The following is a 13175-nucleotide window of genomic DNA, read 5'->3' as shown; positions in this document are numbered from 1 at the left end:
CCACGAGCAAGGAGAACCCAGTGCCTCAAGGACAACCCACCGAGGTGCCGAAGGACGGCCTGACCACGCGCCAGCGCCGGAACAGGCCGTTGCTGATGCTGCACACCGGTGAGATGAAGGGGAAGTCGACGTCGGCCTTCGGCATGGCGTTGCGCGGCTGGAACCAGGGCTGGGACATCGGCGTGTTCCAGTTCGTGAAGTCCGCCAAGTGGAAGGTGGGCGAGGAGTCCGCGTTCAAGGCGCTCGGCCGGCTGCACGACGAGACCGGCGAGGGCGGCGCCGTCGAGTGGCACAAGATGGGCGAGGGCTGGTCCTGGACCCGCAAGCAGGGCACCGAGGACGACCACGCCACGGCCGCGCTCGAGGGCTGGCACGAGATCCAGCGCAGGATCAACGCCGAACGCCACGGCTTCTACGTGCTCGACGAGTTCACCTACCCGCTGCACTGGGGCTGGATCGACGTCGACGAGGTCGTGGAGACGCTGACGAACCGCCCAGGGCACCAGCACGTCGTCATCACCGGCCGGTACGCGCCGCAGAAGCTGGTCGACGCCGCCGACCTCGTGGTGGAGATGACCAAGGTCAAGCACCCGATGGACGCCGGGCAGAAGGGCCAGCGGGGGATCGAGTGGTGACCAGGCTGGTCGTCGCGGCCCCGGCCTCGGGCAGCGGCAAGACCACGGTCGCGACGGGGCTGATGGCCGCGTTGCGCGCGGCCGGGTCGCGGGTCGCGCCGTTCAAGGTGGGGCCCGACTACATCGACCCCGGCTACCACTCGCTGGCGACCGGGAGACCGGGCCGCAACCTCGACCCGGTCATGGTCGGTGAGCACCGCATCCCCGGCCTGTTCGCGCACGGCTCGAAGGGCTGCGACATCGCCGTGGTCGAGGGCGTGATGGGGCTGTTCGACGGCCGCATCGACACCGCGGGCATCGGCTCCACCGCGCACGTCGCCAAGCTGATCAACGCACCGGTGCTGTTCGTCGTGGACGCCCGCGGGCAGAGCCGGTCGCTCGCCGCGCTGTTGCACGGGTTCCGCGGCTACGACCCGACGGTCCGGCTCGGCGGCGTGATCCTCAACCAGGTCGGGTCGGAACGGCACGAGCAGGTGCTCCGGTCCGCGTGCGACGAGGTCGGCCTCGACGTGCTCGGCGTGCTGCCGCGCGATCCGCAGTTCTCCTTGCCCTCACGGCACCTGGGGCTCGTGACGGCGGCGGAGCACGGCCCGGAGGCCGTGGCCGCGGTGGACGCGATCGCCGCCGCGGTGGCCAAGCACGTCGATCTCGACGCGGTGCGCAGGCTGGCGTCGTCGGTGCCCACGATGGCGGTCTCCGCGTGGGAACCCCGGGTCGAGCGCGTCGAGGACGAACCGGTGATCGCGGTCGCCGGGGGAGCGGCCTTCACCTTCGGCTACGCCGAGCACGTGGAGGTGCTGAAGGCGGCGGGCGCGGCCGTGGCCGTGCTCGACCCGCTGCACGACGAAGATCTCCCGGAGGGCACGGCGGGACTCGTCCTGCCCGGCGGTTTTCCCGAGCAGCACGCGGAAGCGCTGTCGGCCAACGTGAAGCTGCGCGACGCGGTGGCGCGGTTCGCTCGATCGGGTGCGCCGGTCCACGCCGAGTGCGGAGGGTTGCTGTACCTCGCGAGGTCGCTCGACGGACACCCGATGTGCGGCGTGCTCGACGCCGACGGGTTCATGACGCCGAAGCTGACGCTGGGGTACCGTGACGCGGTGGCGTCCACGGGTTCGCCGCTGCACCCGCCGGGCAGCCGCGTGACCGGGCACGAGTTCCACCGCACGCAGCTGTCCACACCGCACTCCGTCCCGCCCGCGTGGCACTGGCGCGGAGTCGACTCGCGGCCGGTCGCCGAGGGCTTCGTGGCGGGCGGCGTGCACGCGTCGTACCTCCACACGCACCCGGCCGGTGATCCGGAGGCCGTAGCCCGTTTCGTGCGGGCCTGCCACCCGTTCGTGGCCGGAGTGGCAGACGGTACGGTCATCGCTTAAGCCTCTTCCCAAACCCCCTGTGGAGCTGTCGTGACGACGACCGGTCGGGTCTCCTTCGTCGGCGCCGGTCCCGGTGCCGCCGACCTCATCACCCTCCGAGGCGCTCGCCGCATCGCCGAAGCCGACGTGGTCGTCTGGGCACCCAGCGCGGTGGACGCCGAGTGCGTCCGCGAGCACGCCCGCGCCGACGCCGAGCTGGTCGACTTCTCGCGCGTCACGCCCGAGGAGATCACGGACGTGTACCGCCGTGCGGCCGCCGCGCGCCAGGTCGTCGTGCGCCTGCACGCGGGGGACGCCGCGACCGGTGGTGGCGTTCAGGAGCAGCACGACCTGTGCGTGCGTCTCGGCCTCGAGGTCGAGGTCGTGCCGGGCGTCTCCGTCGTCGCCGCCGCGGCCGCCAAGATCGGCCGCGAGCTCACGCAGACCGAGGCGTCGTCCACGGTGCTGATCTCGCCGGAGAGCAGCGAGCTCGTGAGCGAGTTCGCCGCGCTGCAGACCACGATGGCCGCCACGGTCTCGGGCGCGCGCACCGGCCAGTTCGTGGAGAAGCTGCTGCAGGGCGGGTACTCCGAGACCACGCCGGTCGTCGTCGCGTACAAGGTGAGCCAGGCCGACGAGCTGGTCGTGCACACCACGATCGCCGAGCTGGAGTCGGTCGTGAAGCAGCACAAGCTGTACCGCCCGACGTTGTTCCTCGTCGGTGCCGCGGTGAAGGCGCCCACGCGTCGTGTCTCGGCGACGGCCACGGGCTCGGCGGACGAACCGCTGCGCGCCGCCCGCCCCACCCGCTGGTCGCGCCGCGCCGCCTCGCGCATCGCGACGCGCACGGACGAGCCGATCCCGGCTCCCGCTCCCGCCGTGCCCACCACCCCCGCGGCCGAGCCGAACCCGGCGTGGACGGCGGTGGAGGAAATACAGCAGTCCGTGCGCAAGCCCGCCGAGGAGCCGGCGCCGAAGCCGAAGCTGACGGTGGTCGCGGCGGGGAAGCCGAAGCCGCCGACGGTCAACGCCTCGACGTCCACGCCGAGGAAGAAGCCGGCCCGCAAGCCCAAGCGGTCTGCTGACTGATGTCGCTGGAGAAGCTGCGCGAGGCAGCGGGCCGTCCCGTCGAGGTCGTCGACGTCGAGGACGGCCTGCGGCCCGCGCTGAACGTGTGCCGCGCCCACTCCGCCGTGATCGTCAGGCTCGCCGAGGGCATCGGGCCTGCCGAGATCGGTGCCGGCCTCGCGGGCTGGCGCCGCACGCTGACGGTGCAGGACGCCGGTGAGCTGGTCGCCGTCGACCCGAGGGACGCGGTGACGCGCCGCTGGACCGCCCCGGACGCCGTGTTGTGCCTGGCGGACAACGAGTTCCTCCGTTCGAACGACGGCTGGGCACTTCCGGACGACGCCTTCTCGAGCCGCGCCCACGTGCTCGGCGCCGAGGTGCGCGCGTTCGTGCTGGCCCGCCTCGCCCCGCGTCCCGGCGTGCTGGTGTGGGACGTGCTCGCGGGTTCCGGTGCGGTCGGTGTGGAGTGCGCCCGGCTGGGTGCCGCCGTGATCGCGGTCGAGCCGGACCCCGTCGAGTGCGTGCGGATCATCGCGAACGCCTCCGCGCACGGCGTCGACGTCCGCGTCGAGGAGTCCGAGCTGGACGCGCCTTCGCTGCCGCGCCCGGACTCGGTGTTCGTCGGCCGTGGTCAGCTGAGCGCGGTCAAGGCCTCGGCGGCGGTGTCGGCGCGCCGGGTCGTGGTCGTGACGGAGAGCGTCGACGAGATCGTGCCCGCGCGCGACGCGTTGCAGGCCGCCGGGTACGAGGTCGAGGGCGTGCACTGGACGGCCTCGCGCCTGCTGGACTCGGGATTCGCCCCGGCGGTCCCGGTGACCGTGTTGTGGGGAAGCAAGAAGTGATCGGAGTGTTCGCCGGCCCGGCGCAGCGCGGTGACGCCGCCGACCTCGCCGGGCTGCTCGGAGCCGATGCCGTCGTCCCCGACGGCCCGGTCAAGCCCGCCGTCCGCAGCCTCTGGCCCCGCCTGGGCGCCGTCGTGCTGTTCCTGGACGCGGGCTCCGCCGTGCGGCTGGTCGCGCCCCTGTTGCGGGACAAGCGATCCGACCCCGCCGTGGTGTGCGTGGACGAGCACTTCGTCGTCGCGCTGGCCGGCGACGCGGACGTGTTCACCCGCCACGTCGCCGACGTGCTGAACCGCACCGCCGTGGTGACGAGCGGTCCGCTGGTCGACTCGATGCTGGACGAGCTGGTCGAGCAGCTCGACGCCACCGCGGTCGGCGACGTCGAGGCCTGCACCGCCGCCATCGAGGCGGGCGAGAAGGTCGTGCTGCGCAACCCGCTGAACTTTCCGCTGCCCGCGTTGCCGCCCAACGTCGTGGCAGGTGGTGAGGACGCGACGTGGGTCATCGTCGTGGACGACCGGGCCGCCGCGGCGAAGGAGAACGTGCTGCGGATCGTGCCGCGCACGCTCGTCGTCGGAGTGGGGTCGACGCGCGGTGCGTCGGCCACGAGCGTGGGTGCCGCACTGTCCGAGCTGGACGTTCAGGGCGGCCTGGACCTGCGTGCCATCAAGGCGTTCGCGACGGCGGACGTCAAGGCGGACGAACCCGGCATCGTGGACGCGGTGGAGGACTGGGGTTTCTGGCACGGCGACACGGCCGAGCTGCTGACGTTCCCGACAGGCGAGCTCGCCGAGATCGGGGTGCCGAACCCGAGCTCGGTGGTGCGCAACTCGATGGGCACCGCGAGCGTCGCGGAGGCGGCCGCGTTGCGCGGCGCGCGCAGCGTCGGGCTCGGCGGGCCGATCGAGCTGGCGGCCGAGAAGTTCAAGCGGGACAACGTGACGGTGGCCGCGGCGCGGGTGCTGCCGCGCGGCCGGCTCGCGCTGGTCGGGCTCGGGCCGGGTCCGGCCGAGCAGCGCACGCCTCGCGCGGAGGCGGAGATCCGGCGTGCGGCGTTCGTGATCGGGTCGCCCGAGGCGATCGAGTCCGTGCGCCCGCTGCTGCGCTCCGGCACCGAGGTCGGGCACGAGGGCGCGTTCGACCTGGCCGCTCGTGGTGCGGCGGTCGCGTTCATCGCTTTCGGAGCCGGACCGACACTGGACATTCCGGTCGAAGCCGACGTGATTGTTGTTCCCGGAGTTCTGGAAGGCTGATGTTTTTCCTTCTTTCGTAGGGTCTCCGTCGAAGTTTTGCCGATTAGCGTCGCCATGCACACGGCCCACCCTGCCCGGGCCCGAATGCACTGGAGACCGGCATGAGAGCCCGTCGTCTCGTCGCTGTCGCCTGCACCGCCGGCGTCGCACTGTCCCTGCTGACGATCAGCGCCCAGGCCGCCGCGCCCGCGGAAGGCCTGCGGCTGCTGGCAGTTCGCGACTCGCTGACCGCCACGCACACCTGGTACGAACAGACCTACGACGGCAAGCCGGTGCTGGGCGCGTACTACGTCGAGCACGTGGACAAGTCGACAGGCGAGAAGACCGTGGACGACGGCCGGCTGCCCGTCGGCTCGGTCGACGTCACGCCCGCGGTGTCCGCCGAGGACGCCAGGGCGAAGTCCGCCGGTGCTCCCGAAGGCGCGAGCCTGAAGGTGCTGCCCGGCACCGGGCTCGTCTACGAGGTGATCTCCGACAGCGGCAAGGGATCCGAGCGCACGCTGGTGCACGCGGAGTCCGGTGCCGTCGTCAGGACCGAGAGCCTGGTCAAGCACGCGGACGGCACCGGCAAGGTGTTCAGCCCGAACCCCGTGTCGTCGCAGCAGAACCAGAACCTCACCGACGGCGACGACGCCGACTCGGCGGTGCCCGCCGCCGCGTACAGGTCGGTCACCCTGTCCAACCTGGACGGTTCCGGCTACCTCAGGGGCAGCTACGCCCAGCTGACCGGTGCCAAGAGCAAGCTCGCCTACAACAAGGGCAACAAGTTCGAGTACACGCGCTCCAACGACCTCTTCGAGCAGGTCAACGCCTACTGGGGCGTCACGGAGTCGCAGAAGTACATCCAGAGCCTCGGCTTCAAGAACGTCAACAACGAGTCGCAGAAGATCACCACGCTCGGCCTGACCGCGGACAACTCGTTCTACGACCCGAACAAGGACCAGATCACGTTCGGCACGGGCGGGGTGGACGACGCCGAGGACGTCGAGGTGGTGTGGCACGAGCTCGGCCACGCGATCCAGGACGCCCAGGTGCCCGGCTTCGGCTCCAGCGTCGAGGGCGGCTCGATCGGCGAGGGCTTCGGCGACTGGTGGGCGTTGATCATGTCCTCCGCGGACGCCAAGGACACGGCGACGGTCCCGCTGGCGTGCATCATGGACTGGGACGCCACGTCCTACACGACCGAGACGCCGCACTGCCTGCGTCGCACCGACACCGACCTGAAGTACGCCGACCGCAAGGGCGAGGTGCACTTCGACGGTCAGATCTGGTCGCGGGCCCTGTGGGACATCTACCAGAAGTTCGGCCGGGACAAGTCGGCGAAGATCGTGCTGGAGGCGCAGTTCTCGTACTCGCCCACGACGGACTTCGCGCGGGCCGCCACGGTGACCGTCGAAACCGCCAGGAAACTTTACGGTGACACGGCCGCAGCATCCGTCCGATCTGTTTTCGACGCTCGCGGAATCGAAAAGAAGTAAGTCAAAAGTCAAACCGCCCTGAACAGACAAAAGGCGGTTGTGCTGCTGAATCTCCGCCCGTGACGCTGTGTGTGCTGTCGCTGTACACCCTGCACACACAGTGTCATCGGGAAGGACTGGCAACATGGCGAAAACCCTGCATCGCCTGATCGTGTCCGTCGTGGTGTCCGCTCTCGCGAGCATCTTCTTCGTCGCCCCCGCGGCCAACGCCGGGGACGTGTCGCCGATGATCGTCGGTGGCACGCGGGCGAGCACCTCGACCTATCCGTGGGTCGTCTACCTGGCGTCGACCTCCGGATCGCAGTTCTGCGGTGGAACGCTCGTGAAGGCCAACAAGGTCGTCACGGCCGCCCACTGCGTGTCCGGCCGCTCGGCCTCCAGCACGCGCGTCGTGCACGGACGTGACGACAAGCAGAGCACCGCGGGCACCGTCGCGAGCGTCACCCGCATCTGGGTCCACCCGAGCTACCGCACCGCGACGTCCGGCTTCGACGTCGCCGTGCTGACGCTGGACCGCAACATCAGCTCGGCCACCCTGCCGCTGGCCACGCCGTCCGACACCGCGCTCTACGCGGCGGGCAACTCGGCGCTGATCCTCGGCTGGGGCACCACCTCCTCCGGTGGTTCCGCCTCGCGCTACCTGCTCAAGGCCAACGTGCCGCTGACCTCGGACGCGACCTGCAAGACCGCGTACTCGCAGTACAGCAACTCCTCGATGGTGTGCGCCGGCTTCCCGCAGGGCGGCGTGGACACCTGCCAGGGCGACTCCGGTGGCCCGCTGGTGTTCGGCGGCAAGCTCATCGGTGACACCTCGTGGGGCCGTGGCTGCGCCGCCGCCGGTTACCCCGGCGTGTACGGCCGCATCGCCACCTACTACGACGTGATCACCGCTCAGCTGTAAGCCGCGTTTGTGTTGCAGGGTGCGTGCTCCGGCGCGCACCCTGCACGCATGGCTGATCTGGAACCTGTGCCCGAAGACTGGTCGAGCGCTCTGGTCGTCGTCGCTCATCCCGATGACATGGAGTACGGCGGTGCGGGCGCCATCGCGCGTTGGACCGCCCAAGGCAAGAACATCAGGTACCTGCTCGCGTGCCGTGGTGAGAACGGCATCGACTCGATGGAACCGGCCGTCTGCGCGCCGTTGCGGGTCGAGGAGCAGATCGCTTCCTGCGCGGCCGTCGGCGTGACCGAGGTCGAGTTCCTGGACCACCCGGACGGCACCATCGAGTACGGCATCCCGCTGCGGCGTGACATCGCGGCCGCCATCCGCCGCCACCGGCCGGAGTTCGTGATCACCGGCAACTACCGCGAGACCTGGCCCGGCGGTGGCCTGAACATGGCGGACCACATCGCCGTCGGCCGCGCCGCCGTCGACGCGGTCAGGGACGCGGGCAACCGGTGGATCTTCCCGGAGCTCGGCCTGGAGAAGTGGGAAGGCGTGAAGTACGTGGCGGCGGCGTCCTCGCCGTTGGCGACGCACGCCGTGGACATCACCGACTCGTTCGACGCCTCGGTGGCCTCTCTGCGCGCGCACAAGGCGTACCTGGAGGCGTTGAGCGGCGACATGGCGGACCCGGAGCCGTTCCTCCGTTCGATGGCAGAAGCGGTCGGCGAGCGCTTCGGAGGCGTGCTGGCCACTTCTTTCGAGCTGCTGTCCGTGTGACCATGTTCCCTTCGGCTGGACACGGCGTGTCCCGTGTGGATGCTTCTACGCATGCCCTTTGAACAGCACTACCTGGCCGGCCTCGACCTCCGGGGCCGGCGCGTCCTCGTGGTCGGCGGTGGCACGGTCGCGCAGCGCCGTCTACCTCGCCTGATCGCCTCCGGCGCCGTCGTCGAGCTCGTGTCGCCGTCCGTCACCCCCGCCGTGCAGGGCATGGTCGACGCGGGAGAGCTGACGTGGCACCAGAGGCTTTTCGAGGCCGGTGACGTCGAGGGCGCGTGGTACGTGGTGGCGTGCACGTCCGACATCGAGGTGAACACGCAGATCGGTGAAGAAGCGCTCTCACAGCGTGTGTTCTGCGTGCGCGCGGACATCGCCGTAGAGGGCACGGCCGTCACACCGGCCTCCGGCATGCACGACGGCATGCTGATCGGTGTGCTCGCGGGTGGTGAGCACCGCCGGTCGGCCTCGGTGCGGGACGGACTCATGGCGGCGTTGCGCGACGGCCGCATCGCGGACCAGGCCGCGCCGCCTGTCGGTGTCGCCCTGGTCGGTGGCGGCCCCGGTGACCCCGAGCTGATCACCGTCAAGGGCAAGCGCTTGCTGGCGCACGCGGACGTGGTCGTCGCGGACCGGCTCGCGCCGCGTGAGCTGCTGGAGGACCTGCCCGCGCACGTCGAGGTCGTGGACGCGGCGAAGATCCCCTACGGCCGCGCGGCGACGCAGGAGTTCATCAACCAGACGCTGATCGATCGCGCCAAGGAGGGCAAGTTCGTCGTCCGGCTCAAGGGCGGCGACCCGTACGTCTTCGGCCGCGGTTTCGAGGAACTGCTGGCCTGCGCGGAGGCCGGGATCCCGGTGACCGTGGTGCCGGGCGTGACGTCGGCGTTCGGTGTGCCCGCATTGGCAGGTGTGCCGGTGACGCACCGAGGCGTGGCGCACGAGGTAGTCGTCGTCTCCGGTCACGTCGCACCGGACGACCCGCGCTCTCTCGTCGACTGGCCCGCGATCGCACGCCTTCGAGGCACCGTCGTGCTGATGATGGCGGTAGAACGGGCCGGTGCGTTCGCCACGGCGTTGATGGCAGGCCGCCCCGGCTCGACGCCTGTCGCCGTGATCCAGGAGGGCAGCACGGCGTCCCAGCGCGTCTACCGGTCCACTTTGGACACCCTGGGCGCGGACGTGAAGGCCTGGGAGGTGCGTCCGCCGGCGATCATCGTGGTGGGCCCGGTAGCGGACATCGCTCCCGCGAACAGCTAGACAGCTCTCTTCGCGCCACCGGTGGACTCCGCGCTCATGCCGCATGAGTCCACCGGTCCGGTGCTGCCCAGTGCGTGCGCAGTGACTTCAGGCTGAGAAGCCCCACCGCGGTGCGGAGCGCCACGGCGACGTACCAGGGCGCCAGCAGCCCGAACCAGTCCGCCGTCAGCCCGCCCAGCAGCGCCCCGACGGGCTGAACACCCCAGGTGATCAGCGTCTGCGCACTGCTGACGCGACCAAGCAGCTCCGTGGGCACCACCCGCTGCCGGAAGCTGGCTGTAGCCACACCCCACACCGCCGTGCAGAACGAACTCACCACCGCGAACACAGCGACCGTCACGAGGTCGCGGGCAACCGTGGCGATTCCCAGCCACATCAACGGAATCAGCACCACCGTGACCGCGACCGTGTTCCGGTACCGCGAGAGCAACCGCTCGGCGAGCAACCCGCCCGCAACACCGCCGCACGCCAGCGTGGCCAGGAAGACGCCGAACCCAGCACCGGTCACCCCGAGCCGTTGCTGCGCGAACAACACCAACGTCGCCATGGTCATCGCAATGCACAGATTCGTCGTCGCCGACACAACCGTGATAACCCTCAACGCCTCGTGCTTAACCAACCACCGCAAGCCTTCCCTGACTCGCGGTCTACCCGTCGGCTCCTTGCGTTCCGTACGCATCCTGGTGACCAGCAACGCCGCGATAGCGAACGTCAGCGCGTTGACCCAGAACGGCACAGGCACAGCGATCGCGAACAGCAGCCCACCCACCGGCGGCCCCACGAACTGCAATGCAACCGCCTGCGAGGCGAACAACCGACCGTTCGCACGCTCCAGCAGATGGTTCTCCACGGTGGCCTTGATGAGCGGCTGCCCCACGGCCCGTGGCACGTTCGCAGCCGTACCGATCAAAAAGGCCATGCCGTACACAAACGCGATGTGCTGGCTATGGAATGCGGCAAGCAAGCCCATGAGCACGCACTGAACCCACAACGCCACCAGCAGAAGGCGCCTGCCGTCATACCGATCCGCCGCCGCCCCGGCCGGCAGCGCGGCCAGCAGCCAGGGAAGCGCGCCGAAGAAGCTCACGCCGGCGATCAGCTTCGGATCCTGCGTGATGGTCGCGGCGAGCAACGGAAGCGCCGCCAGGAAGATGCCGTCCCCCAACGCCGAGATGGCGCTACCGCTCCACAGCAGGTACCAGTTCCGCCCCATGCGACACCCTACGTGCCGCAGGCGAGCCGACCGCTGTGCTGGCGAGCTAGTCGCTGTGCTGGCGAGCCGACCGCTGCGTTGGCGAACTGACCGCTGCGTTGGCGAACTGACCGCTGCGTTGGCGAGCTAACCGCTGTGCTGGCGAGCTAGTCGCTGTGCTGGCGAGCCGACCGTTGTGCAGGCGAGCCAACCACTGCGCTGGCGAACTAACCGTCGCGCAAACAAAACCAACCGCCGCTCAGGCCCCGCCCACCCAGGGGGCTGACCACCAACCTCCACTCAACCTAGCGACGATTCGCGCCTGTCAACCCACCGCTCACCGATCTGTGGACAACTCGGCCTCGCCGGCGAAGGCCACCGTGCGGGAGGCAGCCCCGACCAGCGATCAGGACAACCGTCGCCGAGGAGACGCGCGCATCTTGTTCGCGGGCGGCTCGGAGTGTGGCTCGGAGGCCTGTGTGGTGAAGGCCGTTCCCACAACGAGGAAGGCAGCCTCTGCCGCTGACCACGGAACCGTTGAGCGGTGTCGAAGGCCGCCTCCTGCGGACAACTCGGCCTCAGACACGGCAAAGGCCGCCTCCCGAAAGGGAAGCGGCCTCCACCGTCGATCAGATCAAGCTCAGTGCTGCGGAGCTGCCCGGCGCGGACGACCCGCGCCGCGCTCGGTCCGCCCGAACGCGCGACCACCCTCGGTCCGCTCCGAACGGCGCGGTCCACCGCGGAACTCGCCGCCCTCGGTGCGACGGCCGGAGCCACCGCGGTACTCACCGCGGGCGGCACCGGCGGCGGCCGGGGCACCGAAGCGACGGCCGGAGCCACTGCTGCGGCGGGCCGGCTTCTCGCGTTCGATGATCGGCTCGCCGGACGGCGTGCGGGCGCCGGTGATGCGGGCCAGGTCGTCGTCGCCGGGGCGCACCTTCGTGCTCTCCGGACGGATGCCCGCTCGCGCGGCCATGCCCTGGACCGCGCGGCGCTGGTCGTGCGTGACCAGCGTGACGACCGTGCCGGACTGACCGGCGCGGGCCGTGCGGCCGGCGCGGTGCAGGTAGTCCTTCGGGTCGGCGGGCGGGTCGACGTGGACGACCAGGGACACGTCGTCGACGTGGATGCCGCGGGCGGCGACGTCGGTGGCGATCAGCACGGGGGTGGTGCCCTCGCGGAACTCGCCGAGCACGCGGGTGCGCGCGCTCTGAGCCTTGCCGCCGTGCAGCGCGCCGGCGTGGACGCCGACCGAGCGGAGCTTCTTGGCCAGGCGGTCGACGTGGTGCTTGGTGCGCACGAACATGATCGTGCGGCCCTCGCGCGCGGCCACCTCGGTCACCACGTTCTGCTTGTCCTCAGCGGACACGAGCAGCAGGTGGTGCTCCATCGTCGTGACGCTCGCCGTGGCCGGGGCCACCGAGTGCGTCACCGGGGAGTGCAGGTACTGGCGGACCAGCTTGTCCACGTCGCCGTCGAGCGTCGCGGAGAACAGCAGGCGCTGCCCGTCCTGCGGGGTCAGGTCGAGGATCGCGCGGACCTGGGGCATGAAGCCCATGTCGGCCATCTGGTCGGCCTCGTCCAGCGCGGTGATCTCGACGGAGCCGAGGTCGCACGTGCCCTGGCGGACGTGGTCGGACAGGCGGCCCGGCGTGGCGATCAGCAGGTCGACGCCGCGGCGCAGGTGATCGATCTGGCGCGGGAACGACGTGCCGCCGACGACGACGCGGCACCACAGGCCCAGCGAGCGGGCGTGCGGCATGAGCGCCGTCTCCACCTGCATCGCGAGCTCGCGGGTCGGAACGAGGATCAGGCCACGCGGCTTGTGAGGCACGGAACGGCCGCCCGCGAGGCGGGACAGCATCGCGAGACCGAACGCCAGCGTCTTGCCGGAGCCGGTCTGACCACGGCCGAGGATGTCGCGGCCGGCCATGGCGTCGGGAAGGGTGGCCGCCTGGATCGGGAACGGCTCGGTGATTTCGTTGGCGACGAGCGAGCGGATCAGCGCGTCGGCAAGGCCGAGTTCAGCGAACGAGGGCAACGGGCCTTCCGGCAGCGTGCTCTCGAACGGCTCGGCGACGATCGGTTCCTCGACCCGCTGCTGCGGACGCGAGGAATTGCCCTGGCGACCCGAGCGGCGCCGCGGTGACCTGCGGCTTTGCCCACGCTCGGAACGGCCTTCGGACATTGATGGCAAAACAAACCTCCGGGACATGGCACGTCTCGAGGCTGCCCCGCGAGCTACCGCGGTGCCGATCACAAGGACGGGCCCGGCGTGATGGTCACGCCGCTGATGAGTGGGTGGAAACACCGGTCAACGGCCGTCAAGCCTTCATCGGTGTACAGCACAGTCTAGCTGATCAATGGAGGAGCCTCGCGCGCCCGGCAGTGTCGTTGGACACGGCCCGGCGCGCGGCCCCCCGTCTCACCCC

At 70.5% G+C, this 13175-nt stretch carries 11 protein-coding genes; 9 read left to right on the top strand and 2 right to left on the bottom strand.

What is annotated here, in order from left to right:
* Nucleotides 1–20 precede the first annotated feature (20 nt).
* The 9 genes from cobO (at nucleotide 21) to cobA (ending at nucleotide 9551) form a co-directional block, all read left to right on the top strand.
* Nucleotides 21–635, top strand: coding sequence for a cob(I)yrinic acid a,c-diamide adenosyltransferase (gene cobO / locus ORI60_RS37890; protein WP_266042844.1), 615 nt, complete (start codon nucleotides 21–23; stop codon nucleotides 633–635).
* On the top strand, nucleotides 632–2008 hold the full coding sequence (locus ORI60_RS37885; RefSeq protein WP_266042843.1) for a cobyrinate a,c-diamide synthase: 1377 nt from the start codon (nucleotides 632–634) through the stop codon (nucleotides 2006–2008). Before cobO ends, ORI60_RS37885 begins: the two co-directional genes overlap by 4 nt.
* Nucleotides 2009–2038: 30 nt before the next feature.
* A complete protein-coding gene (locus ORI60_RS37880) occupies nucleotides 2039–3076 on the top strand; it encodes a cobalt-precorrin-4/precorrin-4 C(11)-methyltransferase (RefSeq protein WP_266042842.1) in 1038 nt (345 codons plus the stop codon).
* Nucleotides 3076–3897, top strand: coding sequence for a hypothetical protein (locus ORI60_RS37875; protein ID WP_266042841.1), 822 nt, complete (start codon nucleotides 3076–3078; stop codon nucleotides 3895–3897). Before ORI60_RS37880 ends, ORI60_RS37875 begins: the two co-directional genes overlap by 1 nt.
* Nucleotides 3894–5150, top strand: a complete 1257-nt coding sequence (locus ORI60_RS37870; RefSeq protein ID WP_266042840.1) for a cobalamin biosynthesis protein — start codon at nucleotides 3894–3896, stop codon at nucleotides 5148–5150. Before ORI60_RS37875 ends, ORI60_RS37870 begins: the two co-directional genes overlap by 4 nt.
* A 101-nt stretch (nucleotides 5151–5251) precedes the next feature.
* Nucleotides 5252–6628 carry a M4 family metallopeptidase gene (locus tag ORI60_RS37865; RefSeq protein ID WP_266042839.1) on the top strand — a complete coding sequence of 459 codons (1377 nt, stop codon included), beginning with the start codon at nucleotides 5252–5254 and terminating at the stop codon, nucleotides 6626–6628.
* A 124-nt stretch (nucleotides 6629–6752) separates the two neighbouring features.
* On the top strand, nucleotides 6753–7529 hold the full coding sequence (locus ORI60_RS37860; protein WP_266042838.1) for a S1 family peptidase: 777 nt from the start codon (nucleotides 6753–6755) through the stop codon (nucleotides 7527–7529).
* A gap of 48 nt (nucleotides 7530–7577) precedes the next feature.
* Nucleotides 7578–8291 (top strand): PIG-L deacetylase family protein, encoded by a 714-nt coding sequence (locus ORI60_RS37855; RefSeq protein ID WP_266042837.1) that lies wholly within the window; start codon nucleotides 7578–7580, stop codon nucleotides 8289–8291.
* 51 nt (nucleotides 8292–8342) lie between these two features.
* Nucleotides 8343–9551: a uroporphyrinogen-III C-methyltransferase gene (gene cobA / locus ORI60_RS37850; protein ID WP_266042836.1), complete on the top strand. Its 1209-nt coding sequence runs from the start codon at nucleotides 8343–8345 to the stop codon at nucleotides 9549–9551.
* A gap of 34 nt (nucleotides 9552–9585) precedes the next feature.
* Here the strand turns inward: cobA and ORI60_RS37845 are convergent, their stop codons facing one another.
* Nucleotides 9586–10764 (bottom strand): MFS transporter, encoded by a 1179-nt coding sequence (locus ORI60_RS37845; protein ID WP_266042835.1) that lies wholly within the window; start codon nucleotides 10762–10764, stop codon nucleotides 9586–9588.
* A gap of 619 nt (nucleotides 10765–11383) precedes the next feature.
* A complete protein-coding gene (locus ORI60_RS37840; protein WP_266042834.1) occupies nucleotides 11384–12931 on the bottom strand; it encodes a DEAD/DEAH box helicase in 1548 nt (515 codons plus the stop codon).
* Nucleotides 12932–13175 lie beyond the last annotated feature (244 nt).

Source organism: Lentzea sp. NEAU-D7 (assembly GCF_026242055.1).
Lineage (GTDB): Bacteria > Actinomycetota > Actinomycetes > Mycobacteriales > Pseudonocardiaceae > Lentzea.
This window is presented reverse-complemented; position numbering and strand designations above follow the sequence as displayed.

What these genes read in the sequence shown, in the direction of transcription:
- ORI60_RS37875 (WP_266042841.1), top strand. Translation starts at nt 3,076, where the DNA reads ATGTCGCTGGAGAAGCTGCGCGAGGCAGCGGGCCGTCCCGTCGAGGTC.
- ORI60_RS37865 (WP_266042839.1), top strand. Translation starts at nt 5,252, where the DNA reads ATGAGAGCCCGTCGTCTCGTCGCTGTCGCCTGCACCGCCGGCGTCGCA.
- ORI60_RS37860 (WP_266042838.1), top strand. Translation starts at nt 6,753, where the DNA reads ATGGCGAAAACCCTGCATCGCCTGATCGTGTCCGTCGTGGTGTCCGCT.
- ORI60_RS37855 (WP_266042837.1), top strand. Translation starts at nt 7,578, where the DNA reads ATGGCTGATCTGGAACCTGTGCCCGAAGACTGGTCGAGCGCTCTGGTC.
- cobA (WP_266042836.1), top strand. Translation starts at nt 8,343, where the DNA reads ATGCCCTTTGAACAGCACTACCTGGCCGGCCTCGACCTCCGGGGCCGG.
- ORI60_RS37845 (WP_266042835.1), bottom strand. Translation starts at nt 10,764, where the DNA reads ATGGGGCGGAACTGGTACCTGCTGTGGAGCGGTAGCGCCATCTCGGCG.
- ORI60_RS37840 (WP_266042834.1), bottom strand. Translation starts at nt 12,931, where the DNA reads ATGTCCGAAGGCCGTTCCGAGCGTGGGCAAAGCCGCAGGTCACCGCGG.